Source organism: Yersinia kristensenii (genome assembly GCF_900460525.1).
Taxonomy (GTDB): Bacteria; Pseudomonadota; Gammaproteobacteria; order Enterobacterales; family Enterobacteriaceae; genus Yersinia; species Yersinia kristensenii.
In genome coordinates this window covers 66090-92521 of the sequence record NZ_UHIY01000001.1, presented here as the reverse complement: position 1 = coordinate 92521, position 26432 = coordinate 66090, and the positions used below count along the sequence as shown (strand labels likewise).

Below are 26432 nucleotides of genomic sequence, written 5' to 3'. Positions count from 1 at the left end.
GGGGTATTCCCATGCAATTGCGTAAAACACTCTTAGTAGGACTGGTATCTGTTGCCCTATTGAGTGGTTGTTCACTGTTCAACAGTGAAGAAGATGTGGTTACCATGTCGCCACTGCCAAAAGTTGAGAATCAATTCACACCGACTAAAGTGTGGAGTACTTCTGTAGGGGGCGGGGTCGGTGATTATTACTCTCATTTGCGCCCCGCGTGGCAGGGAACTTCTGTCTTTGCGGCAGACCGTAAAGGTCTGGTGAAAGCCATGGAAGCTGATACAGGTAAGCCAATTTGGCAAACCGACCTGTCCGAGAAAACCAACTTCCTCTCCAGTAACCGCTCTGCAATGTTATCTGGTGGTGTAACCGCTTCAGGTGCTCATGTATATGTTGGCAGTGAAAAAGCGGTAGTTTATGCTCTTAATTCTGACGATGGTAAGGTTGCATGGCAGACAGTAGTCGCGGGCGAAGCTTTGTCCCGCCCGGTAGTCAGCGACGGCGTGGTATTGATCCATACCTCCAATGGTATGCTGCAAGCATTGAATGAGTCTGACGGCGCGATTAAGTGGACTCTAAACCTCGATACTCCAGCATTGTCTCTACGTGGTGAATCAGCACCAACAGTGGCATTCGGTGCAGCTATTGTTGGTGGCGATAATGGCCGCGTCAGTGCAGTGATGATGGAACAGGGCCAGTTGATTTGGCAGCAACGTATTTCCCAGGTGACCGGGACCACTGAAATTGACCGTCTGAATGATGTTGATACCACCCCAGTCGTTGTTGATGGTGTGGTTTATGCTCTGGCATACAACGGTAATCTGACCGCACTGGATCTGCGCTCTGGCCAGATTTTGTGGAAGCGTGAAATGGGCTCAGTCAATGACATTATTGTCGATGGTGGTCGTATTTATCTGGTCGATCAGAATGACCGTATTGTTGCGCTGAAAACAGATGGTGGCATAACCCTTTGGAGTCAAAGCGATTTATTACATCGTAACTTGACTGCGCCAGTGATGTATAATGGTTATCTGGTTGTAGGTGATGCCGAAGGTTATCTGCACTGGGTGAATACCGATGATGGCCGTTTTGTCGCTCAGCAGAGTGTAGACAGCTCCGGCTTCCTGAGTGCGCCTGTGGTTGCCAGCGATAAGTTGCTGGTGCAGGCAAGAGGCGGCACGGTATACGCGTTCACCCGTTAATCCTGATTTAGCGCCTGTCTAACAGGTCAGCAATAGATCAATACCTAAAGTCATTGGCGTTGCAGCAAGGCAGCAAACGAATAAATCCCGATGAGTTGACACCGGTCAGTGACTCGGGTGAGTGAGCGCCGCTAATACTGCTGCAACTTCAAGGACAAAGGTTTTTAAACGGCTCCTGAGGTTCAGGGGCCGTTTGTATTCTAAAAACTGCGCTGTTGAATATTCGATACAGCGCTGTAACGCTTTGAAAATTAAGTAATGAGGCTTCAAAAATGATACCTGTCATCGCGCTGGTCGGGCGCCCGAATGTGGGTAAATCCACTTTATTTAACCGCTTAACGCACACCCGTGATGCGCTAGTTGCGGACTTTCCCGGGCTAACGCGTGACCGTAAGTATGGTCGTGCCGAGGTCGAGGGTCATGAGTTTATTGTTATCGATACCGGAGGTATTGATGGCACAGAAGATGGCGTAGAAACCAAGATGGCGGGTCAATCGTTATTGGCGATTGAAGAAGCCGATATTGTCCTGTTTATGGTTGATGCGCGCGCCGGGTTGATGCCAGCGGATCAGGGCATTGCCCAGCATTTACGCAGTCGTGAGAAAGCCACCTTCCTGGTTGCCAACAAAACTGATGGTATTGACGCAGATACTGCCGCCGCTGATTTCTATTCATTAGGCTTAGGTGAAGTTCATGCGATTGCGGCTTCCCATGGCCGTGGTGTGACTCAGCTGATTGAAGATGTTATGGCGCCTTATATGGACGCCGAAGAGCCTGAAGTTGAGTTGACAGATGAAGAAGCTAATGCGGCCTATTGGGCCGCGCAGGAAGCTGACGAAGACGAAATCCCAGAAGACGAAGAAGATGATTTCGACCCGCGAACTCTGCCAATCAAGCTGGCAATCGTGGGGCGTCCCAATGTGGGTAAGTCCACACTAACTAACCGTATCCTCGGTGAAGATCGTGTGGTGGTTTATGACCTGCCGGGTACCACCCGTGACAGTATTTATATTCCAATGACCCGTGATGAGCGCGAATATATTCTGATTGATACTGCGGGTGTGCGTAAACGCGGTAAAATTACTGAAACAGTTGAAAAATTCTCAGTGATTAAAACGTTACAGGCAATTGAAGATTCCAACGTGGTGCTGTTGGTTATTGATGCCCGTGATGGTATTTCAGATCAGGATTTGTCTCTATTAGGCTTTATCCTCAATAGTGGGCGCTCACTTGTTATTGCTGTCAATAAATGGGATGGCATGACAGAAGAAGCGCGTGCTCAGGTTAAAGATATGCTTGACCTGCGCCTTGGCTTTGTCGATTTTGCCCGCATTCACTTTATCTCTGCCTTGCACGGCAGTGGCGTGGGTAACCTGTTTGAATCTATTCAGGAAGCTTATGACTGTTCAACCAAGCGAGTGGGTACTTCCTTACTGACTCGCATCATGCAAATGGCAGAAGAAGACCATCAGCCTCCGTTAGTGCGTGGTCGTCGTGTTAAGTTGAAATATGCTCACGCCGGTGGCTATAACCCGCCTATCGTGGTTATCCATGGCAATCAGGTTACTGATTTGTCTGACTCTTATAAACGCTACCTGATGAATTACTTCCGTCGTTCATTGAAGGTTATGGGTACGCCCATCCGTATTCAGTTTAAAGAGGGTGAGAACCCGTTTGCGGGTAAGCGCAATACCCTGACGCCAAATCAGATGCGGAAACGTAAGCGCTTGATGTCGCACCTGAAAAAAGGCAAATAAAAACAGCAAAGCGCGGATATCCCGCGCTTTTTGCATTTTTAGCGCACCATCTTAGGGGATTGCTCTCAGGGATGAGTTGCGCAAAATAAAAGGAGTTGAACGTCGGCCATGTCTTGGGAAACCTGGAGTTTCGCGTTTAGTGTAACAGTACCCAACTTATTGATGATGTTACTCGGCGTGTTATTACGGCGCTGTGGCCTGATGGATGATCGATTTTGCGATGGTGCGACCCGGGTGGTCTTCAACCTGGCGCTTCCTTGCCTGTTGTTTTTCAGTGTTGCGACTAATCATGTCAGCTTGATGGATAACTTGCCTTTAGTTATCTATGGTGCTGTTGGCACGTTAGTGACATTTTTATTACTCGAAATTGCGGCCAAGTGGCTGGTAAAAGACCCGCGTGAACGCGGTGTGTTCGTACAGGGCGGTTTCAGAGCCAATACTGCGATTGTCGGTTTGGCATTTGCCATGACAGCCTATGGCGCTGAAGGGGTTGCTCTGGGGTCGATGTATCTGACGGTGACAGTGATATTATTTAATATGCTGTCCGTGATAACACTGACCCGCAGCTTACAAGGTGGGCAGGGCGGGAAAATCAGCCAATTGGCATTGCTACGCAGCATTGTCACCAATCCTCTGATTATTGGTTTGGTGTGCGGTTTGGCCTATGCTCAAACCCGTTTACCTATTCCGCAGGTCATTGTCCAGACAGGCAGTTATATCTCTGCCTTGGCACTCCCACTGGCATTACTCTGTACTGGCGCGAGCCTGGATTGGCACGCGATGTTCCGCTCTTCTAATGTGGCTGCATTATCCTCGGTGGCAAAACTATTCGTCGTACCAATATTGATGACTTTTGGCGGCTTACTGATGGGATTCCGTGGTGCAACCTTAGGGATTGTTTTTCTATTTTCTGCTACCCCGACCGCCGCGGGTAGTTATGTCATGACCCGGGCGATGGGGGGGAATGCTACGCTGGCCGCGAATATTATTGCGATTACTACTGTCGGCTCATTTTTCACGACTGCTATTGGGATTTATTTCTTACGCGCGCTGGGCGTGATGTGAGTTTTTGAGTGAAATCGAGGAGATAAATAATGGATGCGTTATGTCCAATTTGTCAGCAGGCAATGACGCAAGTGAGTGGTCACTTTCACTGCTCAAGCTGTCACGGCAACTATCAGCAACAGGCCGATTGTCCTGATTGCGCCAAACCGCTCCAAGTGTTGAAAGCGTGTGGGGCCGTTGATTATTTTTGCCAGAATGGCCATGGGTTGATTTCGAAAAGCCGCGTTCGTTTTAGTTATCTGCCGATTGTCTGATTGAGCACCCGAATCACTTATTTAGATAAATGATTCGGAATTGATGAGCTTCATCCTGCGGGCGAGCATAAATGCTGTTCAAATCGGTTCCCGACCAATTTGTCTCTCTTGCCGTCTACCTGAAACATCAAATTCTTTCAAAGATGGCAACTTTTCTAATTGGTCTGCTTACGCTGACGGGGCTTTTTTGCCACATTGATTTGAGTGATTTCACTTTCCACCCAGCCATCTTGTAGCCGAGTTGTCAGCTTGTCGCCGGTATGCACTTGTTTGGTGGTCTTAAGTAAGGTGCCTTCGGGGGTCTGTGTGACACTGTAGCCGCGGGCCAAGGTGGCCAATGGGCTGACCGCCTCTAATTGCGAGCAAGCAATACCAAAGCGCTGACGATAACCATTAAGCTGGCGCTCAAAGGCTTGGCGCAAGCGGTATTCCTGCTGTTGTACTCGCTGGTTATAACGGTGAATTTGCCCTTGCGGTTGAACTTGAATCAAGCGCTGTTGCAGCCGTTCAGTGCGCCGACCTAATGAGCGAATTTGGTTTTGTGCACTGTCTTCCAGGCGGCGCTGCAACTTCAACAAGAGGGTTTGCTGACGAGCCAAGCGCAAGTGCGGATGTTGCTGTTGGAGCCGATGCTCAAGGTGGGTAAATTGCTGGCTACGTTGCGCCAGATAATAATCCATCGCCATTTCCATGCGCTGCTGCTGGCCCTGAATTTGCCTGATCAACTCAATCTGGTTGCGGCTGACCAGCTCTGCTGCAGCTGAAGGGGTTGGGGCGCGTAAATCTGCGACGAAGTCCGCAATGGTGACATCGGTTTCATGGCCGACCGCACTGACAATAGGAATACGGCTGTTAAAAATGGCGCGGGCGACCCGCTCGTCATTAAAACTCCACAAATCTTCCAGTGAACCGCCACCCCGCCCGACGATCAATACATCACATTCTCCGCGCAGATTAGCCAAGTGAATGGCTCGGACTATCTGTAGTGGGGCATCGGCACCTTGCACTGCTGTAGGGTAAATAATCACTGGCAGTGATGGGTCACGGCGCTGTAAAACGTGTAAAACATCGTGCAGTGCAGCGCCGCTAGATGAGGTAATCACCCCAACTTGTTTGGCTGGGCTGGGCAGTGATTGCTTGTGACTTTGATCAAAAAGTCCTTCTGCGGCCAGTTGTTGTTTAAGCTGCTCAAACTGTTGTTGCAGTAATCCGTCACCGGCAGGTTGCATACTTTCGGCAATTAACTGGTAGTCACCGCGCGGTTCATACAGGGTGATGGATGCCCTGACCAAAACTTGCTGGCCATTTTGCGGGCGGAAAGTGGTTCGGCGATTACTGTTGCGAAACATTGCACAGCGTACCTGCGCCCGGTCATCTTTTAAGGTGAAATACCAGTGACCAGACGACGGCTGAGAAAAATTAGAAATCTCGGCCGTGAGCCAAATTTGGCCCATTTCCATTTCCAGCAGTTGTCGCACCGTCTGATTAAGGCGGCTGACGGTAAAAATTGATGACGCAGAAGTTTGTGACATGTGACCTGGATCAAATTTTAAAACAAGTACTTAATTGATCGATATTACCTGCCTCAAACCGCATAGCAAGAAAAATAATGAGAAAGTGCTGGAGGCAACCGATTACGCTCTGTATAATGCCACGGCAATATTTTATCTTTTTCACATTCACCTTGGTGAGATATTGCCCATGCTACGTATCGCGAAAGAAGCTCTAACATTTGACGACGTTCTCCTGGTTCCAGCCCACTCCACAGTCTTGCCTAATACGGCAGAACTTGGTACCCAACTGACTGCAACTATCCGCCTGAATATCCCTATGCTGTCCGCAGCAATGGATACCGTAACCGAAGCTCGTCTGGCCATTGCGCTGGCACAAGAGGGCGGTTTAGGTTTCATCCACAAAAATATGTCCATTGAGCGCCAGGCTGAAGAAGTCAGCCGCGTGAAAAAACACGAAAGTGGCGTTGTGACTGAGCCACAGACTGTAACGCCAACAACAACTCTCCGTCAGGTTAAAGAACTGACCGCCCGTAACGGTTTCGCCGGTTATCCGGTAGTGACCGAAGACTACGAGCTGGTTGGAATCATTACTGGCCGTGATGTGCGCTTTGTGACTGATCTGGACCAACCGGTGACGGCGGTGATGACACCGAAAGAGCGTTTGGTGACGGTCAAAGAAGGTGAAGCCCGCGAAGTTGTATTGCAAAAAATGCATGAAAAACGTGTCGAGAAAGCACTGGTCGTGGACGATAGCTTCCATCTGCGCGGCATGATTACCGTTAAAGATTTCCAAAAAGCAGAACGCAAGCCAAACGCCTGTAAAGACGAGCATGGCCGCCTGCGTGTTGGTGCTGCTGTGGGTGCTGGTGCAGGCAATGAAGAGCGTATCGATGCGCTGGTCGCTGCGGGTGTTGATGTTTTACTCATCGACTCATCCCATGGTCACTCCGAAGGCGTGTTACAGCGTATTCGCGAAACGCGCGCCAAATATCCTAACCTGCAAATCGTGGGCGGCAATGTTGCGACAGGGGCTGGTGCGAAAGCATTGGCCGATGCTGGCGTGAGTGCGGTCAAAGTGGGTATCGGCCCTGGTTCAATCTGTACCACTCGCATTGTGACTGGCGTTGGTGTGCCACAGATTACTGCGATTGCTGATGCCGTCGAAGCGCTGGAAGGCACCGGTATCCCGGTTATTGCGGATGGTGGTATTCGTTTCTCTGGTGATATTGCTAAAGCCATTGCTGCGGGTGCTTCATGTGTCATGGTCGGCTCGATGCTGGCAGGGACTGAAGAGTCACCCGGCGAAATCGAACTTTATCAAGGCCGTTCATTCAAATCTTACCGCGGTATGGGGTCATTGGGCGCGATGTCCAAAGGTTCCTCAGATCGCTACTTCCAAACCGATAATGCGGCCGATAAATTAGTGCCGGAAGGTATTGAAGGGCGTGTGGCATACAAAGGTTTGTTGAAAGAGATTGTGCATCAGCAAATGGGGGGCTTGCGCTCCTGTATGGGGCTGACCGGCTGCGGCACTATCAATGAATTGCGCACCAAAGCTGAGTTTGTGCGTATCAGTGGTGCTGGGATTCAAGAAAGCCATGTGCATGATGTGACTATCACCAAAGAGTCACCAAACTACCGCATGGGCTAATAACAAGTTAATTAGTCATCTGGTGCTAGTCATCAGATGACTATTTTTTATTTTAATATTTGGAATACGCCGCACATGACAAAAAATATCCATAAGCATCGCATCCTTATCCTCGATTTCGGCTCGCAGTACACTCAACTGGTGGCGCGCCGCGTTCGTGAAATTGGTGTCTATTGTGAACTTTGGGCGTGGGACGTGACTGAAGCCCAGATCCGCGAATTTAATCCAAGCGGCATCATTCTTTCTGGCGGCCCTGAAAGCACCACTGAACACGACAGCCCACGTGCGCCGGATTACGTGTTCACTGCCGGTGTCCCTGTGCTGGGTGTGTGTTATGGCATGCAGACCATGGCCATGCAACTGGGCGGTAAGGTTGAAGGTTCAAACCAGCGCGAATTTGGTTATGCGCAGGTCGAAATTAAAACTGACAGTGCACTGATTCGTGATATCAAAGATGCCATTAATCCAGCCGGTGAAGCCGTATTGGATGTGTGGATGAGCCATGGCGACAAAGTGACTGCGATCCCGTCTGATTTTGTGACGGTTGCCAGCACTGATACCTGCCCGTTTGCCATTATGGCCAACGAAGAAAAACGTTTTTACGGTGTGCAATTCCACCCTGAAGTGACACACACCAAGCAAGGCCAACGCCTGCTGGAGCGCTTTGTGCTGGATATCTGTGCTTGTGAAGCACTGTGGACACCGGCCACCATTATTGAAGATGCTATCGTGCGCCTGCGTGAGCAAATCGGTGAAGACCACGTGATTTTGGGGCTATCCGGTGGGGTTGATTCATCCGTCACTGCAATGCTGTTACACCGTGCGATTGGCAAACGCCTGACGTGTGTGTTTGTTGATAACGGTCTGTTGCGCTTGAACGAAGCCGATCAAGTGTTAGAAATGTTCGGCGATAAATTTGGTCTGAATATTGTCCATGTGGCAGCGGAAGATCGTTTCCTTTCCGCGCTGGCGGGTGTTGATGAACCAGAAGCAAAACGCAAAATCATTGGTCGCGTGTTTGTTGAGCTGTTTGATGAAGAAGCGTGCAAACAAGAGCAGGTGAAATGGCTGGCGCAGGGCACTATCTATCCAGATGTGATTGAATCAGCAGCCTCCGCTACCGGTAAAGCCCATGTGATTAAATCTCACCACAATGTGGGCGGCTTGCCGAAAGAGATGAAGCTGGGCTTGGTCGAGCCGTTAAAAGAGCTGTTTAAAGACGAAGTGCGTAAAATTGGTCTGGAATTGGGACTGCCGTACGACATGTTATATCGTCATCCATTCCCAGGCCCAGGTTTGGGTGTGCGCGTATTGGGCGAAGTGAAGAAAGAATATTGCGATTTACTGCGCCGCGCCGACGCCATCTTTATCGAGGAGCTGCACAAAGCGGACCTGTACAATAAAGTCAGCCAGGCCTTTACTGTCTTCCTGCCGGTTCGTTCCGTCGGCGTGATGGGTGATGGCCGTAAATATGACTGGGTTGTTTCACTGCGTGCAGTTGAAACCATTGATTTCATGACTGCGCATTGGGCGCATCTGCCCTATGATTTCCTTGGCCGCGTATCAAACCGCATCATTAATGAAGTGAATGGTATTTCTCGCGTAGTTTACGATATCAGTGGTAAACCACCCGCGACAATTGAGTGGGAATAAGCTTTACCCCTAAACATTGTCGCTAGTGTAGATGAAGCCTCCGATAGTTCGGGGGCTTTTTACTTTGTATTTCAGTTGTAAGAAAAACTGTATTTATTATTTTTTCTTTAAATATCAATAAAAAATGAATTCATTTTATGTGGATTGTTCTTTGTCGTCGTTTATGTCTGTGTGAATATAAAAAATCAAATTATTACATATTGGCTCATACAAAATAGCCTGTATTTGCCAGCTTACTCTTTAAAGGTGATACATGAATATCAATAATCAGGTGAGCAAGATACTTTATAGTTTAATTTTTATCTCATTCAGTGCGATATCCAATCATTTTAATGATGACAATGTTTGTTTTTATTCTGGTGATAATTATACTGAAAAGGGGGACTCTAAAAAATTTTGTGTGCCCTCCTACACTGAAGATGAATGGCTATTTAGTCAGTGGAATAATAATATTTCATCTATCAAAATACCGTTAAATTTTCAGGTTGATGTTTTTAGTGATTTTTCATTTTCCGGAAAATCAGTTTCGCTTTATAAAAGTACTAATGCCGCTGAGTTGGAAAAGTATGGGCTGATCTCTGATATCAGTTCTTATCGTGTGTCACCCAAAAGTTTATACCCGAGTAATAAACGAGTTATCTTTAACTATCACTCTAATTTGTTCCCAGAAAAGTATATTGGCTACAATTATTATTTGAGCCGCGGGCACAGTATTTTATTAAGTCGAAAAGATAAACCTTCAGATATCGACAGCAAAAGTTCCTCCGTTTTTTATAGCTATACCGGGCAGATCATGACGGCCTTTAGTGGGCAAGGGTTTGATCGCAATCTCTATTGTTTATTACCAACAGATCTGAGGGCTGGCAAATTAACGGCTGATGTGGCATTTAGTTATTGTGATTTTGGTACTCCTGGGCAGAGGTGGTTTCCGCAAAAAATAGCGGAGAAAATAGTATTAGTTAATCAGGGGACAGGTACGGCATTGTCACTGGATGAAGAAGGGTTTTATGTTAGTTTAAAAATCAGGTCCAATATAAATAATCAGTTGCCCGGCCGAGAAAAACAGGATTATCAACCGGAGGTTGAAGTTAACAGCAATACAGTGGAGTTTAATGACAAATATATTGAGGAAATGAAGTCTTCCGCAGTAAGGCCTTTTTTGCAATATAAAGAGACATTCGCGTCGTTAAATGAATTTGGTCATAGAGATTTTGTAGTTAATCATTTAGATAAGACGGATGATACTAATATCTATTTGGGAGGGGATAAAATTGGGGAGCATGTTTACTATAATTCAGAGACCAAGTCTTTAATTGCTTATAATAAATCGAATAATGAACAGATGTTAACAGAGTCATCCTGTCTTTCATTGGTTAATAATCCTGTAGGACCATATTTACCGGTCAGTTTTACTTATAATCGCAGTAGTTATAGCGACAACTCCATTGAGTATCGTTGTGATAATGGTATCGCCTATAATCCTTATACTCAGCAGTGGCGTTTTATAGCGGACCATCAATCTCTTTATTTAGTTAATGGCCATGAAAATAAAGTTCTACATTTCCATAACAATGAAAACCCGCAGAAAATGAATTATCGCGGTGTATTGTTCGGCCCTGAATTAGGCGCTCTTATTGGTTATGCCGTTAATTTTAATGAACGAAAGCCTGAGGGGGCGATATTTATCAGTAGTCTGCCATTAGGATATATTTTGGATATGGAACAGGGGGTTTGTGAACTGAGAGTCATGCGCGATAAAAATGGCGATCAATGTGGAGGGCGAGATACCACTTGGTCTTCAACTGATTATCAGGTACAAAATATTAGCCTCAGCCGCGATTATATCCCCTGGTTGCTGCCGCGAATAGCAAATAGGCTACATAGCGATGAATGGACGGATGAACTGGCTGCTTTCTTGCAAGAAGTTGAAACACTGGAAACTCTTTTTGAAAAAAATAGCAACCAGCCAGCTAGCAAAGCGGCGCTGGAAAAAACAAAAGCGCTATTAGTCACGTTTTTACACACTTACAACTCAACTGAGTACACCCAAATTTGGCATCAGGCTGCGCATGTCCTTAATCGTGTTGATGTATTAATCGAATGGGGTAATAACTCGGCATCATAGTTACAAAATGTGACTTGCGTCACATTTAACTTTACCCTCCCATTAAGAGGGGTATAATCTTGACGAATCTTTACAACTAAACTAAATGTTTAACATCTTCATCTTATAATTCACATCGCCATAAGGCGGGAATTCCATTCATTATTCGTCAAGATTGCCACTGCCGAGAGGATTTACTCGGTGGTTTAGCCCGCAGTCACCCGTATCTGTTAGCGCCATGTCGATTAACAGCATGGTCACATAATCAACAGATAAACACTGCGTGTGTGCTCTTTTGTGGAGAAAAAATATGTCGGTAACTCGTACTCCGCTCCCTCAGTTACGTGGTATTTCACGTCGACGTTTGCTGGGGTATGTCGGTGTCGGGCTGGTCAGCAGCCTGATGAATCCTCTTTCTTTAGATGCTTTCGCAGCATCAACTCAAACTTCGCCGCAGAACTTTGAAAGATTCATGTTGGTCTCCCGCGCCCTGACCGGCAAGCGCCAACTTAATGCGCAGGTTGGGCAGCGCCTCTATCAGGTTTTACTCGGTAAAATCGGTGGTTTTGACCAGAAACTGGCCTTATTACAACCTTTACCTGGCGGTGAACCGCAGCAATGGCCGCCATTACAACAGCAGATTGCCCGGCAAATTTTGCAAGGTTGGTATGTGGGAGTGATTGGTGAAGGAACTGATGCGGCAGTCATCAGTTATGAAAATGCATTAATGTTCGATGCGGTATCCGATGTGTTGGTTATTCGCTCTTATTGCCCGAATAAACCCGGATACTGGGCTGTAAAGCCTGATGTCGCCTTATAATTTTGGAGGATACATTTATGGCTGACACACTCAAGGCGGACATCGTCATTATTGGTTCGGGCGTTGCTGGCGGTTTAGTTGCACATCAATTGGCGATGGCTGGCAAGTCAGTATTGGTTTTAGAAGCGGGTCCGCGTCTTTCTCGCTGGGAAATTGTGGAAAACTTCCGCAATCAGCCCGATAAATCAGACAATATGGCACCTTACCCTTCAACATCTTATGCCCCTCATCCTGAATCTAACCCTAATAATAACTATTTGATTCAAAAGGGGGAACACCCCTACGATGTACAATATATTCGCGCTGTAGGGGGGACTACTTGGCACTGGGCGGCATCGGCCTGGCGTTTTCTGCCGAATGATTTCAAGCTAAAAACCATTTATGGCGTCGGGCGCGATTGGCCGATTGACTATGCGACGTTGGAAAAATGGTATTTACGCGCAGAGCAGGAACTGGGTGTTTGGGGGCCGAGTGATGAAGATCTTGGCTCCCCGCGTAGTGCGCCTTACCCGATGGCACCGCTGCCGTTATCGTGGAATGAACAGCGTATTAAAACCGTGCTCAATAGTCACACTTTTAATGGCAGTCATTTTGATGTGGTGACTGAGCCGGTGGCGCGCAACAGTCGCCCTTATGATGGCCGTCCCACTTGCTGCGGCAACAATAACTGTATGCCAATTTGCCCGATAGGGGCGATGTATAATGCCATTACTCATGTTGAAAAAGCCGAGCTAGCGGGGGCGATTATCCGCCCACAAGCCGTGGTTTATAAACTAGAAGTGGATGATCAGCAGCAAATTACCGCCGCCCTGTTTAAGGATGCACAAGGTAATGAGCACCGTGCTGAGGGCAAGTATTTTGTGTTGGCAGCCAATGGCATTGAAACGCCGAAACTGATGCTGATGTCCACCAGTGATAAAAATCCGCTCGGTGTGGGGAATAGCTCCGATATGGTCGGGCGTAATCTGATGGATCACCCTGGCACTGGCGTCACCTTTATGGCTAGTGAGCCGCTCTGGCCGGGGCGTGGCCCGCAGGAAATGACCTCTTTGATTGGGTTCCGCGATGGCGCATTCCGTGCTGAATATGCGGCGAAAAAGATTCATTTATCTAATTTGTCCCGCACAGATCAAGTCACCATTGAGTTGCTCAAGCAGGGTGAATTGCAACTCGGGCCGCAGCTTGACGCCAAAATCCGCGACCGGGCGGCGCGTTTTGTGCAATTCGACAGTTTCCATGAAATCTTGCCGCATGTGGAAAATCGTATTATTCCCAGCTCGACAGAGAAAGACGCGATTGGCATTCCGAAGCCGGAATTTTACTATGCAATGGATGATTATGTGCGCAAAAGTGCAGTGCATACTCAGCAAGTCTATGCCGAAGCGGCCAGATTGATGGGCGGCACTGAAGTGCAGTTCCACAATAACTTTGCCAATAATAACCATATTACTGGCACCACCATTATGGGCAATGACCCCAAAGATTCTGTGGTGGACAGTGATTGCCGCACCCATGACCACAAAAATTTGTTTATCGCCAGCAGCAGTGTGATGCCAACTGTCGGTTCAGTGAACTGTACTTTGACGATTGCCGCACTCTCTCTGCGCATTGCTGAAACGCTCAAGGCCGAGGTGTAATATGAAAAAGCAAACCCTGGGTCACTCAGTGAAATTCTTGTTTATAGCATTAGGATTAGCTGCAACCGGATATGCCAATGCGGACGCTAACCTGATTGCGCGTGGTGAGTATCTGACCCAAGCTGCGGACTGTGTGGCGTGCCACACCACCAAAGATGGCAAACCCTTTGCCGGTGGATTAGCCTTTAAAACCCCGATGGGCACCTTATATTCGCCGAATATTACCCCCGATAAAGAAACTGGAATTGGCAGTTGGACGGATGAAGAGTTTTTGCGCGCATTGCATGAAGGGAAAGGTAAAAACGGCGAGAATCTTTATCCTGCTTTCCCTTATACCTCATATACCTTGCTGACCGATGACGATGTCAAAGCCATCAAAGCTTATTTATTCAGTTTACCGGCGGTGCATCAGCCAAACCGCGAAAATGACATGCCATTCCCATTCAATCAGCGCTGGGGGTTGTGGTTCTGGAATTTGGTGAACTTTGAGGGGCAGCGCTTCCAGCCTGATGCGAGCAAAGATGCACAATGGAATCAGGGCGCATATTTTGTTGAGGCGCTGGGGCATTGTGGTGAATGTCATACTCCGCGTAATATCACCATGGGAATGAAAGACAGTAAAGCTTATTCCGGTGCGGATATTGATGGCTGGACGGCATTCAATATTACCTCAGACCCACATGCTGGGATTGGGGGCTGGAGTCAGCAGCAGGTGGTGCAATATCTGCGCAGTGGCCATGTCGATGGTAAAGCGCAAGCCGCTGGGCCGATGGCGGAAGTGATTGAAAACAGCACCCGGCATTTGACTGACAGTGATCTGAATGCAATGGCAGTTTATTTGCGCACCCTGAAGCCATTGAATCCAAATGACGAAACTAAGAGCCGTTCGGATTGGGGGCAGTCGGCGACCAGTGTTAATACATTACGTGGCGTACCTTTCACGGCGAATAATAACACTGACGGCGCGCGCTTGTATTTGGGAAACTGTGCCAGTTGCCACAGCTTTACCGGTGAGGGCGTAAAAGACGGTTATTATCCATCATTGATGAAAAATTCGGCGGTGGGTGCTTCCACACCTAATAATATGATTAACGTGATATTGCATGGCGTATCGCGCAAAACTAATGACGGCGAAGTCTTTATGCCCGGTTTTGCCAACACATTAACGGATGAGCAGGTTGTCAGTTTGAGCAATTATCTATTGCAACAGTTTGGCCAACCCACTCTGAATATCAAAGCCGATGATGTTAAAGCATTACGCGGAGAATAGAAGATAAAACAAAGGGAACCAAGTTCCCTTTGTTTGCTTAACCATTTTTTTCAAGTTCATTTACCAGTTTGTGTGCATTGATTTGCATATTGGGTGTGACTGTATCGGTGCTATCAAAGATTTTGGGGAATTCCTCACAAAGTTTTACCGCATCCTTACTGGAACAATTGATGTTTCTGGAGGTGCAGTTTTTTAATAACTGTATTAATTCTGGTTTTTTTTCATTAATAATACTATTTATTAATTTTGACTTTTGTTTTATTTCATTTTCGTCAAGTCGTGATTCATGTAACGCGAATTTAATTGTCTGGTGGCAGTGTACATAATAAATATCGTCAATTTCTTCTGTCTTTTCGGTCGAAAGATTCATGCCAATGGGAAAGGTATTGGAAGAGAATTCAGAGCCGAAAATAAAAACCACGTGACGTATGTTATAGTCTGTAATAGATAAATCCTTCATATTCCATTGATTGTCAAAGCTATCTTCAATATAGAAATATTTCCTGGGATCCATTTTGGCCGTAGCAAAATATTGCTTTTCACCACTCGCGAGTTCAATCGACCTTAGTGGGACTTCTGTTTTACCATTTAAGCTGCCAATAGTGTTTTCCACTTCAAATAGTTCGCCATATTTATCATGGGTCAAGGTCTTAATATGGTCTATTGCTTCATATCGAGTGCCAATTTTCTGCTGTTCACTATTTATTCCCGATGAGATGTTATTGATTTTGGCGAGATTTACTGTGAATGAATTTGAACTTCCAGATACGGTCAGCATAGTTATCCTTAATTAAGTTTATTCAAGTGACATTTGAGTTTAACTGTAGCATGACGTGTTATAGGGAGGTAGCCAACTGCACATTAATCAGGTTTTTACCTTATTTAAATTTCTACTCAATATTATCAATATTATCCTTATTTAACTTTTTAATTATGCCAATGCATCAAAATATAGTCGCCATCATGGCTTTTCCCCGTAGCAATTTCCACCCAACCATGCTTTTGATAAAATACCCGTGCTTGCTGGTTTTTTGTCAGGCACTTTAATGAACCCTGGCCGGTAAATAGATTTTGTGCCGCCAGCAATAAAGCCTTACCGACCCCACGTTGCTGAATGTGAGGGGCAACAAATAGATTATGCAGGAAGTTCTCCGCTATAAATATGGAAGCAAAACCCAGATGATTATCGCCGTCAATAGCGACCAAAATGGTCTCGTCAAGGATGGCGCTATCAAAATCCTCCAGATGAAAACGCTCCCCATCCAGCCAGCTAAAAGCTGCCCGACGTGATGCCAAATACAAAGTGCGCAAAAATGGCCGGTCACTTTCCTGATACTGACGAATCTGGATGCTCATTCTTCGGTTATCTCTCCAAGATTGCTGAGTTGAACATTGATTTGGTGAATGCATGATTGATCTTCTATCACTTGCCCGTGATAATAACAATTCTGACTCGGGGTGCCTCCACAAAGAGTGGTATGGCTGAGATATTACCCGTATTACCTGATCTGGATTATGCCAGCGTAGGGAAGTATATTAATGAAGCGAATCAATGTGTTAACTATTGCCGGAACTGACCCAAGCGGCGGTGCCGGTATCCAGGCTGATCTAAAAACCTTTTCTGCATTACAGGCCTACGGCACCAGTGTTATTACCGCTTTAGTGGCGCAAAATACCCGTGGTGTGCAGTCGGTCTATCCCATCGAACCGGCCTTTGTTGCTGCTCAATTAGATTCTGTTCTCAGTGATGTGCGTATCGATAGCGCTAAAATCGGCATGCTGGCAAATGCGGAAATTGTCGATATTGTTGCTATGCAACTGCGCCGTTATCCTATCCCATTTGTAGTGTTAGATACCGTAATGGTTGCCAAAAGCGGGGATCCGTTGCTCGCACCTGAGGCCGTTGATGCCGTGCGCCGCTTACTGCTCCCGCAAGTTGCTTTGATTACACCTAATTTGCCGGAAGCCGCAGCACTACTTGATTGTCAGCCCGCACATAATGAGCAAGAAATGTGTGAACAGGGACGAGCGCTGTTGGCTCTGGGCTGTCAGGGGGTATTGATGAAAGGCGGGCATCTGAGCGGCCAAGAAAGCCCTGATTGGTTATTTACCGCGCAGGGTGAGCAGCGCTTTGTGACGCGCCGGGTTAATACCCGACATACCCACGGCACCGGTTGCACCTTATCGGCAGCACTGGCGGCATTGCGCCCACGGCACGCGAGTTGGGCCGACACCGTGAGAGCAGCCAAAGACTATCTACAAGGGGCGCTGGAGCAGGCCGATACCCTCGAAGTGGGGCAGGGGATCGGGCCGGTGCACCATTTCCACCCATGGTGGTGATACCCTGCTCCCTTGAAGCCGCAGGGGTGTTAGCTGCGCTCACGTACCCGAATCACTGACTGATGTCAGCTCATCGGGATGTATTCACTTGCCGCCTACCTGCAACTCCAATGGCTTTGGGTATCTTTTTGCCCTTGAAGCCGCAGGGGTGTTAGCTGTGCTCATGTACCCGAATCACTGACTGATGTCAGCTCATCGGGATGTATTCACTTGCCGCCTACCTGCAACTCCAATGGCTTTGGGTATCTTTTTGCCCTTGAAGCCGCAGGGGGGTTAGCTGTGCTCATGTACCCGAATCACTGACTCTGGGTGCTGAAGCCGATGGGATTATTACGCCAGTAAATAGCGCTGTGTCATGGTAAACATCGCGACGGCACGCTGCAAATGCTGAGCATCAAAACGGTTAAGCAGGTAACTTTTAGCCCCTTTGCGCGGGCGAATGCACAATAGCAACTTCGGCTCGCCTGCTTCATCTTTTATCAGATCGAACTGATAGCTACCGATGTCTTTTTCGCCTTCCCGCCAGGAAATTTGCATCGCTGGCAAGGGGTTATCTGCCGTAGGTTGTCTGACGGCAAAAAAGTATTCTCCCGCCCAGAAACCGGCATAATTACCATCAGTTTGCAAATGTTTGGTCCGAAAAATGGAGGCTGCCGCGAGTTGGTTGATGGCATCCAAAGTTATTTCTCGATGCGCTTGCTGCCACAAAGGAACATTATTTTCGATTTGCCAACAAGCCGCGCCCAGATAATCGTTCAGTTCGCGCCAATCTTCATCCAGTTGCTGGCGTAATTCCTCTTCGAGAATATTACGATATTGCTGCATACCACTGGGTTGGTCGCCTAATGTTTCGTAAGTTATTAACTCCATGGTGCGGGGCTTGCGGCGAAAACTCATCCACAACACCATCTTGGGGATACGAAACTCAATCGACTGAATACTCAGCCGATATTGATCCCCTTTGTTCAGCACAAAACCATTGGCGGTACCGCGCTTATTTTGATAATTCCGTATCACCACCACGCTATTTAGCCCCATCCAGCCGGTAACATAGTGCTCACTGTCAGAGTTGGCAACATCCAGGTCGATCACCATTTGGACGATTTTATCGCTCTCAAGCTTATCTAGCGGATGGGCATCCCCAGCAGAGTAATACAGCTTCTTGGGGGCTTCGGGCAACTCAAGGGTCAACATAGCAGGGCCTTCTGGAGTAGGTTTATCAACTGAACATTGTCTGGTTTATAGCTTACATCAAGCTGTCATACAGATTGCGCTATAACGAGAATTAGGATGAAAATTCGTGCTATAGATCAACTTTTCCTACAGTTAAGGGTCATAGACATGCAAACTACTATCACGCATGCCAATGAGGCCTATTCAATACTTGGCGAGTAGATTAACCAGATAATAAGGATTTCGATAATGAAAGGTCACAAAACCCTCCATTGTCTTGTTGCTGCGGCGATACTCAGTGCCAGCTCCTGGGCTTTCGCGCAGCCAGCGATGAATGTTACTTCGGCTCCATCAAATTCAACGCCTGTTCAGCCCGAGCCAGATAAACTCCCTCCTACCACAGCAGACTTACTGCAACAGCCGGTGTATAAAAATAGCTGGCAAAAAATGGTGAAGAGCCAGAAAAATTTGCCCGCATGGGCGCGTAAAGGGGTAGGGACATCCGCGCCGTATGAAATCATCAACTGGGAAGGGCAGCAGTATAAAGTGGGGCGAATTTGTAAACCTCATGATTGCAGTTATAACTTTATGTGGGTGGCTTTTAGCAAGGATAAAAAACAAGTTTGGCAGGCATGGGGAATGCGAGTGTCGGTAGAGGATAAGCCAGAAGCGATCAATACTCCGAGCAAGTTCGCCACTTATCAATGGCTTGGCCGCCCGAGTGAGAGGGTTCAGGCGCTGTTGAAAAAACAATTAGAGCAAGATCCTAACTGGCACTGATTGTTGATGGTGTTCAAGTTGCAGGTAAGCAGCCAACAAAAGTTTCCGATAAGCTGACATCAGTCAGTGATTCGGGTAAGTGAGAGCAGCCAACACACCTGCAACTTGAAAGATGACAACAAACATATCCCCAATAGATTTCAAATTGCAGGAAGGCGGCCAACGAGAATATCCCGATGAGCTTACACGAGTAAGTGATTCGGGTAAGTGAGAGCAGCCAACACACCTGCAACTTGAAAGATGACGGGGATATCAACCGACGCCCGCCTGGTGCAAGTCATGCAGATTGATCGCGCCGACCAATTTCCCATCAAGGTTAACCACCGGTGCCGCACTGATATGATGCTGATGCAGTGCTTCCAATGCTTCTCCTGCCCGCCATTGTTCTGGCAAGCGGTAACCTGGGCGAGTGATCGCGCCGCCGAGCGGCTGTTGTAAAGTGCCGCCTTTAACCAACCAGCGGCGTAAATCACCATCAGTGAATACCCCGACCACCCGTTGGTTCGGATCACACACTGCCACCAGCCCTAATCCGGTGCGGCTTAATTCCAGCATGGCTTCCATCACGCTATCGGATTCATTCACTACCGGCAAACGGTCACCGGTTCTCATTAAATGATGAACTCGGTTGAGCAATCGCGCACCCAAACTGCCACCGGGGTGTGAGCGTGCAAAGTCTTCTGCGTTGAAACCGCGATGGCGCATTAATGCCATTGCCAGCGCGTCGCCCATCATCAGGGTATTGACGGCGCTGGATGTTGGCGCTAGCCCCATCGGGCAAGCTTCATGCTCAACACTGATATCCAGCACGCAAGCTGCTGCCAACGCTAATGGCGACTCTAAACCGCCGGTAATCGCAATCACTGGAATATGGCTGTCGGCCAGCAAGGGCAGGATCAGATCCAGTTCTTTGGCACGACCCGAATAAGAGATAAAAATCAGCACATCTTGCGGGCCAATCATACCCAAATCACCGTGCAATGCCTCGGCAGGGTGCACGAAAAAGGCCGGGGTGCCGGTGCTGGCCAGTGAGGCGGCAATTTTTTTGCCAATATGGCCGGATTTGCCAATGCCAGAAACCACCGCTTTACCGGTACAGGCCAACAATAACTCACACGCACGAACAAAATTATCATCCAAACGTGATAATAGGCGCTGGGCTTCTGTCAGCTCAATTTCCAGTGTTTCACGGGCATAGGTAAGCAATGAGTTAGTCATCTTTATCAACCAGAATGATGTTAATGCCCATTTTTTGTAGTTCTTGCAAATACTCGTCACTAATACCTTTATCAGTAATCAGGGTATCGACGGCACTCAGCGCACAAACGACATTGGGGCTTTTACGGCCAAATTTGGAAGAGTCGACCAGCAGAATAATGCGACTGGCGGCGTGACACATAGCGGTGCTGACATGATAAACTTCGTTAAATGTGGTGACACCCGCTTTGATATCGACGCCATCTGCGCCGATAAAGAGCTTGTCAAAGCTGAAATTATCAAAGGCTGATTCTGCCAGGCTGCCATGAAAAGAAGCCGAACCTTTACGATAAGTCCCGCCCGGCATCAAGATAGTCTGATCGTTATCCAGCTCAACCAGTTCATTGACGATATGCAAACTGTTGGTCATCACCGTAATATTGTTAAATTTGGTGAGATGGGGAACCATTTGCAACACAGTACTGCCCGCATCAAAAACCAGGCTATCGCCGTCTTTGATTAACTTGCTGGCCGCTTTGGCGATTTGCTTTTTCTTCTCGGTATTAATATGAGTTTTACGGTCGATGGGTTGCTCAACATCATCACGATTTAATACCACCCCGCCGTAGGTGCGAATAACGGCTCCTTCATTTTCGAGACTGGTTAAATCTTTGCGGATTGTGGTACCAGTGGTCGAAAAATGGGCGGCAAGTTGATCAACTGCCGTTTTACCGTGTTGCTGGAGATATTCCAGGATAGCGACTTGTCGCTGCTTTGGTTTCATAACGATACCTGTTCAAGTATTTCCATTGCCTCTTTTTCAGGCATAACTTTCACATGAAAAAGAATAACTTTCATTATGAAAATATCATGATTTCGGTTTAATCGCTAATGATAGTGCAGTTTGACATGCTGTATCCGTAGGGAAGATCACATCCGGGATTAAATCCTGCTGATGTAATCCATGAAGGTGCGGTAATGCGCGTGGGCGGGCAAAAACACTGATTCCGCGCATGATCATGCTGTCACTGACGCGCATATTTTCATCAAAAGCCAGTGCCATCACCACTCTCGGTTTAAAACGCCCGCCAGAACGGCCGACTCCGACTGATTTACTGTTTTGGCAAAGCCGATCAAAAGCACGGTTAAAGCGGTTGATTTGCCACCATCCCAGCAATATCTGAAGTACCCAGGCGATGATAACAATGCTGATTAGTGCTGATGTAGGAGCCATCTTCTCTTTCCTCTTCGCCCTTGACGCCGCAGCGGTGTTAGCTGCACTCATGCACCCGAATCACTGACTGATGTCAGCTCATCGGGATTTATTCGTTGGCTGCCTTGCTGCAACGCCAATGGCTTTGAGTCATATCTTTCGCCTTGACGCCGCCGCGGTGTTAGGTGCATTCGGCAGATTTATCACCCGAACCACTGGTGCGAGTCAGTGATTCGGGCTTGATAACTTATTACTTTAAAACATCACTTGTCCGCCGGTAATGTTAATAGATTGGCCGGTACAATACGCGGCTTTATCACTGGCGTAGAACAACAGGGTATTAAGCACATCTTGATAATCGCAGCCACGTTTTAGTGGCACTTTATCGGTATAATATTTTTCAACCTCTTCCGGTTTAATGCCCAATTTTGCAGCGTATTGCGGTAAAAGTGATTGGAACATCGGCGATTTTAACAAATTACCTAACATCAGTGAATGGACGGTGATGCCGTAATCCGCCAAATCCAGTGCTAATGATTGTGTCAAACCCACACCACCAAATTTCGCTGCACTGTAACCTGAGTTGTGTTTGCTGCCCACTTTACCCGATTTAGAATTGATTTGGATGATGCGTCCGGCAATACCATCACGGATCATTAGGCGGGAGAATTCACGTGCGCATAAGAAGTAACCCACCAGGTTCACTTGTAATGAGCGGTCAAAATCATCTAGCGGGAAATCAGTGATAGGTGCGGCCTTGGCAATACCGGCACTGTAAACCAGTAAGTTTGCTTGATGGAAGCGCTGATCGACCGCTTTTGCCAACATCTGTACACTGCTTTCATTGGTTGCATCAACCTGGAAACCTTGTGCGCTATCAGCACCATATTCGGTATTAATCTGATCGGCGACCAGCTGTGCGTTATCTGAATTCAAATCAGCAACCGCCACTTTATAACCCGCTTCGGCCAGGCCATGGCACAAAAATGCCCCCAGAGTTTGCCCACCACCAATTACTACTGCTACTTGTTGTGACATATACACCTCCAAAATTATCCTTCGTACTTGAAGCCGCAGCAGTGTTAGCTACTCTCACAAACTCGAATTACTGACGGGTGTCAGCTCATCGGGATTTGTTCACTTGCTGCCTTGCTGCAACTTCAATTACTTTGGCTAATACCCTTGGTACTTGGCGTTGCCGCGGTGTTAGCTGCAACGCCAATGACGCCGGATATAAATAAATTAACGAATAAATTTCAATGAACTACCGACGGAAATATCAGTCGGTGTCGGGCCAATCACATGAATGGAACCTGGGAACTCTGGCTGCTCATCACCATTAAATCGGATAGTGATGTGGCCCAGTTCACGCAGGTTTTGCGTCGCCACTTCGCCCACGGCGGTGATGACATAGCGTATCTCTGCCAATTCCATAATGTTGCCAGCCTGTAATTCCCCATCAGTGGTGCTGTGCTGGTGGATAAAACAGAACTCTTCAATATCTTTAGGTGCCCCTTCGCGGAAGGTGATGAGCATGTCATCCAGCAGCGCCTCACGGGCGCTGTCTCCGATATTGGTAATGGTTGTCTGATAAATAGTATTCATACGTACATCCTTAACCGTTGAATTTATTACAGAAAATCTAATTCTTCTCTCTTGCTGATAAGGTCTTATTGATAAATAAAGGCAGATGCTGCCCAAGCAATCAATACTGTCGGTGCACCCGTCAGGAAGCGGCCAACCAAGACGGATGGGACACCTACGCGGACGGTATCTTGCTTCGCTTCAGCCAGAGACAGGCCGACTGGGATAAAGTCACAGGCCGCCTGAGCATTAATCGCAAATAACGCTGGCAGAGCTAATTGAGGTGGAATATTCCCCAAACCAATTTGTACCCCGACCAATACGCCGATAACTTGTGCGATAACGGCCCCTGGGCCTAAGAACGGTGACAACAGCGGGAAAGAACAAATCAGTGCCAAAAGCACTAATCCAATCGGGCTACTGGCCAGCGGTGTTAAGCCGTGGGCAATAAAATCACCTAAACCGGACGCCATGATGATGCCGATTAATGCCGAGACGAAGGCCATAAACGGCAGAATAGTTTTCAGCACGGTATCAATGGTGTCGCGGCCTGACTGGAAGAACACGGCCACAACAGAGCCCATGCCCATCCCCACTTTTGCTAGCAAACCATCACTTTGTTCAGTGATTTTCTTGGTGGTATCGTAATCACGGCCCCCTTTAGCTGTAGGGGTTTCCGCCGCTTTGGGTGTGGTTTCTACTGTCGGAGCTGCCGCAGTGTCGGTTTTACTGATTTTCTGGATATTCTTTTCACGGACGCCGGAAACATAGATATCTTCCAGTATGTATTTCGCCATCGGCCCAGATTGACCGGTTGAATGGATGTTGACGGTAGGTATACGGCGCTTAGGGTACAAACCACAGCGCAGAGTGCCCCCACAGTCAATAATGGCAATGGCGATTTCTTCTGCTGGTGGCTCGCCTTCTTTGAACCCATCGACGGCTTCCCAGCCAGTCAGTTCGCTGATGCGGTCAATAATGGCCGGGCGGGTACCGGCAGTGATATAGACAATTTTTTTACCGGGGACGATTGGCAACTCTAATGGGCCGCCCCAACCGCCTTCGCCTTTTTCAATCCGGATAAATTCACTCATGATCTGCTCCACACAGTATGTATTTGAATTACATATTAAAGTTGTACGTTACGATCCAGGCGGATGCCCATTTTGCGTTCGAAAATGGATGTCGTCAGGTCAGTAATCCAGCCGCGGAAGAAGTTGGTAACCATCCCGACCAAGAAGTAGCTCACCGCCAGCGGGCCTAATGGCAAGCCCAGTGTGGTTAAACCACTGGCTATACCGAGGTAGACGAACAACTCACCTGGGTTGATGTGTGGGAACAAACCATTCATTGAGTGACAGCTGTAAGACGCTGCGGCGTAATAGCTCGGTTTGTATTTTTCTGGCATAAAGCGCCCGAGACTTAATGTCATCGGGTTACAGAATACAAAGGTGCCAATCACTGGCAGCAACAGATAACGAGAAACAGGGTTCCCCGCGCAACGTTGCGCCAATCGTTCAATTCTGTCCTGACCGACAAATTTGATCAGCGCATTCATGATGACTAACAAACTAATTAATAAAGGTAAAATCCCGGTGACCATTCCAACAAAAACTTCTCCCCCTTTTTGGAAGAGCCCGATAAACCACTCGGCTCCATGGGTTATAAGTTCAATCATTCTTCTTCTCCTGTAATCGAGGTTATGGCTGTTTTTATATACTTTTGTTATCAAACTAGTTGTTATCAAAAGGAATTTAATGTTCCGCGTGCTAAAGCGGTTTCAAAATGCTGAAATATCAGAGTGAACCTCAGCATCTTGTTTGTCGCCATGTGCACTACCATAATCATTTTTTAGATCTATTTATTGCATATAGATCACACTTTGAAAGAAAAAGCTTTCAAAGTGAATATTAAAAATAAAAGAAAATCAGATCGAAATGAAAGGTTTTGGTGTGATGATAATGCGGTAGCCTACGCTGAGGTCGGATTTGAAATAGAAGATTCAGAAGCCGAAGTAGGGATAAAACAGAGGATAATCAGGGGCTAACTGGCGCTAGCCTCTGTGCAGATAGTTAGCCTAGCAGCTCACAATTCGGGGGGAGGCGACATTGAATAGCATTGGGGATTATCTCAATATGAAAGTTTTTTCCTGATAAGGGTTCACCATCCAGATTGAAGGTGATGTCATGGGGCGCAGTGATGTCGAGCCAGGGTAGCGATGTTTCAATCACATTTTTGTTTTTCTCACCACTGAAGACGCTGCTCAGCAGTGCGGGAAGTAATTCTTCGGCGATCAACAAGCGTAATTGCAACAAACCATCATTAATCAGAGCATCGGGGCAGAGAGGTTGTCCACCACCGGCTTGTCGGCCATTGCCAATTCCTATTACCAAGGCATCGCCAGACCATTCAAAGCCAGGGCCACGAATTTCACAACTGTCCGCTTTAATAGCGTCCATACGCATCAGGCCGTGAATAAAGTAAGACGCGCCACCTAATACCGCCTTGAGTTTGTCCGGCGTCTCGGTCGTTATGCGAGTCCCAAAGCCCCCTGTGGCCATATTGATAAAATAGTGTTTATCATTCACTTGTGCTAAATCAATGGCAACCGCGCGGCCTTTCACCGCGAGCTGCAATGCGTTTTCTATTTGCAGAGGAATGCTGCAACTGGTAGCGAAATCGTTGGCTGTCCCCAGTGGCAGGATACCCAAACTGGGGCGATTTACCTCAGGTAATGTTATCAGTGCGCTGGCGACTTCATTGATAGTGCCGTCTCCACCACCGGCAATGACTGTCTCGACCGCCAATAATGCGGCTTCTTCAACATAGCGTTTTGCATCACCGTGCTCCCAGGTGACGCGAACATGGAGAGTCGCACCTTCCTCGCGCAAGTTTTTGACAGCATTGCGAACATCTTGGTTGCCCGCTTCTTTACCATTAAGGATGAGAAGTGTTTGTGGCATTGAAGTCATAACTTGCTCCAGAGAGTTTCTGCAATAAACTTAACAATAACCCACACTGGTTTAATTTATCTATCAGATTATTCAATAAATAACGGACAATATCAGTAATAGTTGCCCCTAATAAAATAGTTTTTATTTTTACTGGAATATTTATTTAGCTAAGATAATTTTTATTGGGTGTAGGATTATTCATGCTGGGAGGTAACTTTTGTTATTATCCAACAGTATAACAAGAACCACTAATAATAAATGAATTAGGAAATC

General features: G+C 47.3%; 24 protein-coding genes and 1 riboswitch. Of the genes, 12 read left to right on the top strand and 12 right to left on the bottom strand.

Annotated features, from left to right (window positions below):
• The first annotated feature begins 11 nt into the window (after positions 1 to 11).
• The 4 genes from bamB to DX162_RS00395 all read left to right on the top strand — a co-directional run bounded on the left by bamB (position 12) and on the right by DX162_RS00395 (position 4269).
• Positions 12 to 1193, top strand: a complete 1182-nt coding sequence (gene bamB / locus DX162_RS00410) for an outer membrane protein assembly factor BamB (protein ID WP_004391233.1) — start codon at positions 12 to 14, stop codon at positions 1191 to 1193.
• Between the two features lie 272 nt (positions 1194 to 1465).
• Positions 1466 to 2950 carry a ribosome biogenesis GTPase Der gene (gene der, locus DX162_RS00405; RefSeq protein ID WP_004391234.1) on the top strand — a complete coding sequence of 495 codons (1485 nt, stop codon included), beginning with the start codon at positions 1466 to 1468 and terminating at the stop codon, positions 2948 to 2950.
• Between the two features lie 108 nt (positions 2951 to 3058).
• Positions 3059 to 4015 carry an AEC family transporter gene (locus DX162_RS00400; protein WP_032820134.1) on the top strand — a complete coding sequence of 319 codons (957 nt, stop codon included), beginning with the start codon at positions 3059 to 3061 and terminating at the stop codon, positions 4013 to 4015.
• A gap of 29 nt (positions 4016 to 4044) precedes the next feature.
• Entirely contained in the window at positions 4045 to 4269 is a 225-nt protein-coding gene (locus DX162_RS00395; RefSeq protein ID WP_004391236.1) for a zinc ribbon domain-containing protein, read from the top strand.
• A 155-nt stretch (positions 4270 to 4424) separates the two neighbouring features.
• On the opposite strand, the gene xseA is transcribed toward DX162_RS00395, so the two are convergent.
• Entirely contained in the window at positions 4425 to 5801 is a 1377-nt protein-coding gene (xseA, locus tag DX162_RS00390) for an exodeoxyribonuclease VII large subunit (protein WP_004391237.1), read from the bottom strand.
• A 169-nt stretch (positions 5802 to 5970) separates the two neighbouring features.
• Here xseA and guaB point away from each other — a divergent pair, with 169 nt between their 5' ends.
• From guaB to DX162_RS00360, 6 genes are all read left to right on the top strand, one after another.
• Positions 5971 to 7434, top strand: a complete 1464-nt coding sequence (gene guaB / locus DX162_RS00385) for an IMP dehydrogenase (RefSeq protein ID WP_005172545.1) — start codon at positions 5971 to 5973, stop codon at positions 7432 to 7434.
• A gap of 75 nt (positions 7435 to 7509) precedes the next feature.
• Positions 7510 to 9087 (top strand): glutamine-hydrolyzing GMP synthase, encoded by a 1578-nt coding sequence (gene guaA / locus DX162_RS00380; protein WP_032820135.1) that lies wholly within the window; start codon positions 7510 to 7512, stop codon positions 9085 to 9087.
• Positions 9088 to 9340: 253 nt separating this feature from the next.
• Positions 9341 to 11212 (top strand): hypothetical protein, encoded by a 1872-nt coding sequence (locus DX162_RS00375; RefSeq protein ID WP_004391240.1) that lies wholly within the window; start codon positions 9341 to 9343, stop codon positions 11210 to 11212.
• Positions 11213 to 11501: 289 nt separating this feature from the next.
• Positions 11502 to 12011 (top strand): sugar dehydrogenase complex small subunit, encoded by a 510-nt coding sequence (locus tag DX162_RS00370; RefSeq protein WP_004391241.1) that lies wholly within the window; start codon positions 11502 to 11504, stop codon positions 12009 to 12011.
• 17 nt (positions 12012 to 12028) lie between these two features.
• The gene (locus DX162_RS00365; protein WP_004391242.1) at positions 12029 to 13648 is read left to right on the top strand and encodes a GMC family oxidoreductase; all 1620 of its coding nucleotides are present in this window, start codon (positions 12029 to 12031) and stop codon (positions 13646 to 13648) included.
• Position 13649: 1 nt separating this feature from the next.
• Positions 13650 to 14918, top strand: coding sequence for a cytochrome c (locus DX162_RS00360; RefSeq protein WP_004391243.1), 1269 nt, complete (start codon positions 13650 to 13652; stop codon positions 14916 to 14918).
• 37 nt (positions 14919 to 14955) lie between these two features.
• On the opposite strand, the gene DX162_RS00355 is transcribed toward DX162_RS00360, so the two are convergent.
• Positions 14956 to 15696 (bottom strand): hypothetical protein, encoded by a 741-nt coding sequence (locus DX162_RS00355; RefSeq protein ID WP_004391244.1) that lies wholly within the window; start codon positions 15694 to 15696, stop codon positions 14956 to 14958.
• A 149-nt stretch (positions 15697 to 15845) separates the two neighbouring features.
• A complete protein-coding gene (locus tag DX162_RS00350) occupies positions 15846 to 16274 on the bottom strand; it encodes a GNAT family N-acetyltransferase (RefSeq protein ID WP_004391245.1) in 429 nt (142 codons plus the stop codon).
• Between the two features lie 88 nt (positions 16275 to 16362).
• A riboswitch (TPP riboswitch) is annotated at positions 16363 to 16465 on the top strand.
• On the opposite strand from DX162_RS00350, the gene thiD reads away from it, so the two are divergent.
• Positions 16458 to 17258, top strand: a complete 801-nt coding sequence (gene thiD / locus DX162_RS00345; protein WP_004391247.1) for a bifunctional hydroxymethylpyrimidine kinase/phosphomethylpyrimidine kinase — start codon at positions 16458 to 16460, stop codon at positions 17256 to 17258. It overlaps the preceding riboswitch by 8 nt.
• A 330-nt stretch (positions 17259 to 17588) precedes the next feature.
• On the opposite strand, the gene DX162_RS00340 is transcribed toward thiD, so the two are convergent.
• The gene (locus DX162_RS00340) at positions 17589 to 18452 is read right to left on the bottom strand and encodes a hypothetical protein (protein ID WP_004391249.1); all 864 of its coding nucleotides are present in this window, start codon (positions 18450 to 18452) and stop codon (positions 17589 to 17591) included.
• Positions 18453 to 18680: 228 nt separating this feature from the next.
• Here DX162_RS00340 and DX162_RS00335 point away from each other — a divergent pair, with 228 nt between their 5' ends.
• A complete protein-coding gene (locus DX162_RS00335; RefSeq protein ID WP_004391251.1) occupies positions 18681 to 19211 on the top strand; it encodes an inhibitor of vertebrate lysozyme family protein in 531 nt (176 codons plus the stop codon).
• A 252-nt stretch (positions 19212 to 19463) separates the two neighbouring features.
• Here the strand turns inward: DX162_RS00335 and gutQ are convergent, their stop codons facing one another.
• The 8 genes from gutQ to yegS all read right to left on the bottom strand — a co-directional run bounded on the left by gutQ (position 19464) and on the right by yegS (position 26168).
• The gene (gene gutQ / locus DX162_RS00330; RefSeq protein WP_032820137.1) at positions 19464 to 20429 is read right to left on the bottom strand and encodes an arabinose-5-phosphate isomerase GutQ; all 966 of its coding nucleotides are present in this window, start codon (positions 20427 to 20429) and stop codon (positions 19464 to 19466) included.
• Positions 20422 to 21192, bottom strand: a complete 771-nt coding sequence (gene srlR, locus DX162_RS00325) for a glucitol operon DNA-binding transcriptional repressor SrlR (protein ID WP_004391253.1) — start codon at positions 21190 to 21192, stop codon at positions 20422 to 20424. Before srlR ends, gutQ begins: the two co-directional genes overlap by 8 nt.
• An 84-nt stretch (positions 21193 to 21276) precedes the next feature.
• On the bottom strand, positions 21277 to 21642 hold the full coding sequence (gene gutM / locus DX162_RS00320; RefSeq protein WP_004391254.1) for a transcriptional regulator GutM: 366 nt from the start codon (positions 21640 to 21642) through the stop codon (positions 21277 to 21279).
• Between the two features lie 234 nt (positions 21643 to 21876).
• Positions 21877 to 22659: a sorbitol-6-phosphate dehydrogenase gene (gene srlD / locus DX162_RS00315; protein ID WP_098080960.1), complete on the bottom strand. Its 783-nt coding sequence runs from the start codon at positions 22657 to 22659 to the stop codon at positions 21877 to 21879.
• 204 nt (positions 22660 to 22863) lie between these two features.
• Positions 22864 to 23226, bottom strand: coding sequence for a PTS glucitol/sorbitol transporter subunit IIA (srlB, locus tag DX162_RS00310; RefSeq protein WP_004391257.1), 363 nt, complete (start codon positions 23224 to 23226; stop codon positions 22864 to 22866).
• A gap of 65 nt (positions 23227 to 23291) precedes the next feature.
• A complete protein-coding gene (gene srlE / locus DX162_RS00305; RefSeq protein WP_032820138.1) occupies positions 23292 to 24299 on the bottom strand; it encodes a PTS glucitol/sorbitol transporter subunit IIB in 1008 nt (335 codons plus the stop codon).
• 35 nt (positions 24300 to 24334) lie between these two features.
• Positions 24335 to 24883 carry a PTS glucitol/sorbitol transporter subunit IIC gene (srlA, locus tag DX162_RS00300; RefSeq protein ID WP_004391259.1) on the bottom strand — a complete coding sequence of 183 codons (549 nt, stop codon included), beginning with the start codon at positions 24881 to 24883 and terminating at the stop codon, positions 24335 to 24337.
• Positions 24884 to 25277: 394 nt separating this feature from the next.
• On the bottom strand, positions 25278 to 26168 hold the full coding sequence (gene yegS / locus DX162_RS00295; protein WP_080548314.1) for a lipid kinase YegS: 891 nt from the start codon (positions 26166 to 26168) through the stop codon (positions 25278 to 25280).
• Between the last annotated feature and the right edge of the window lie 264 nt (positions 26169 to 26432).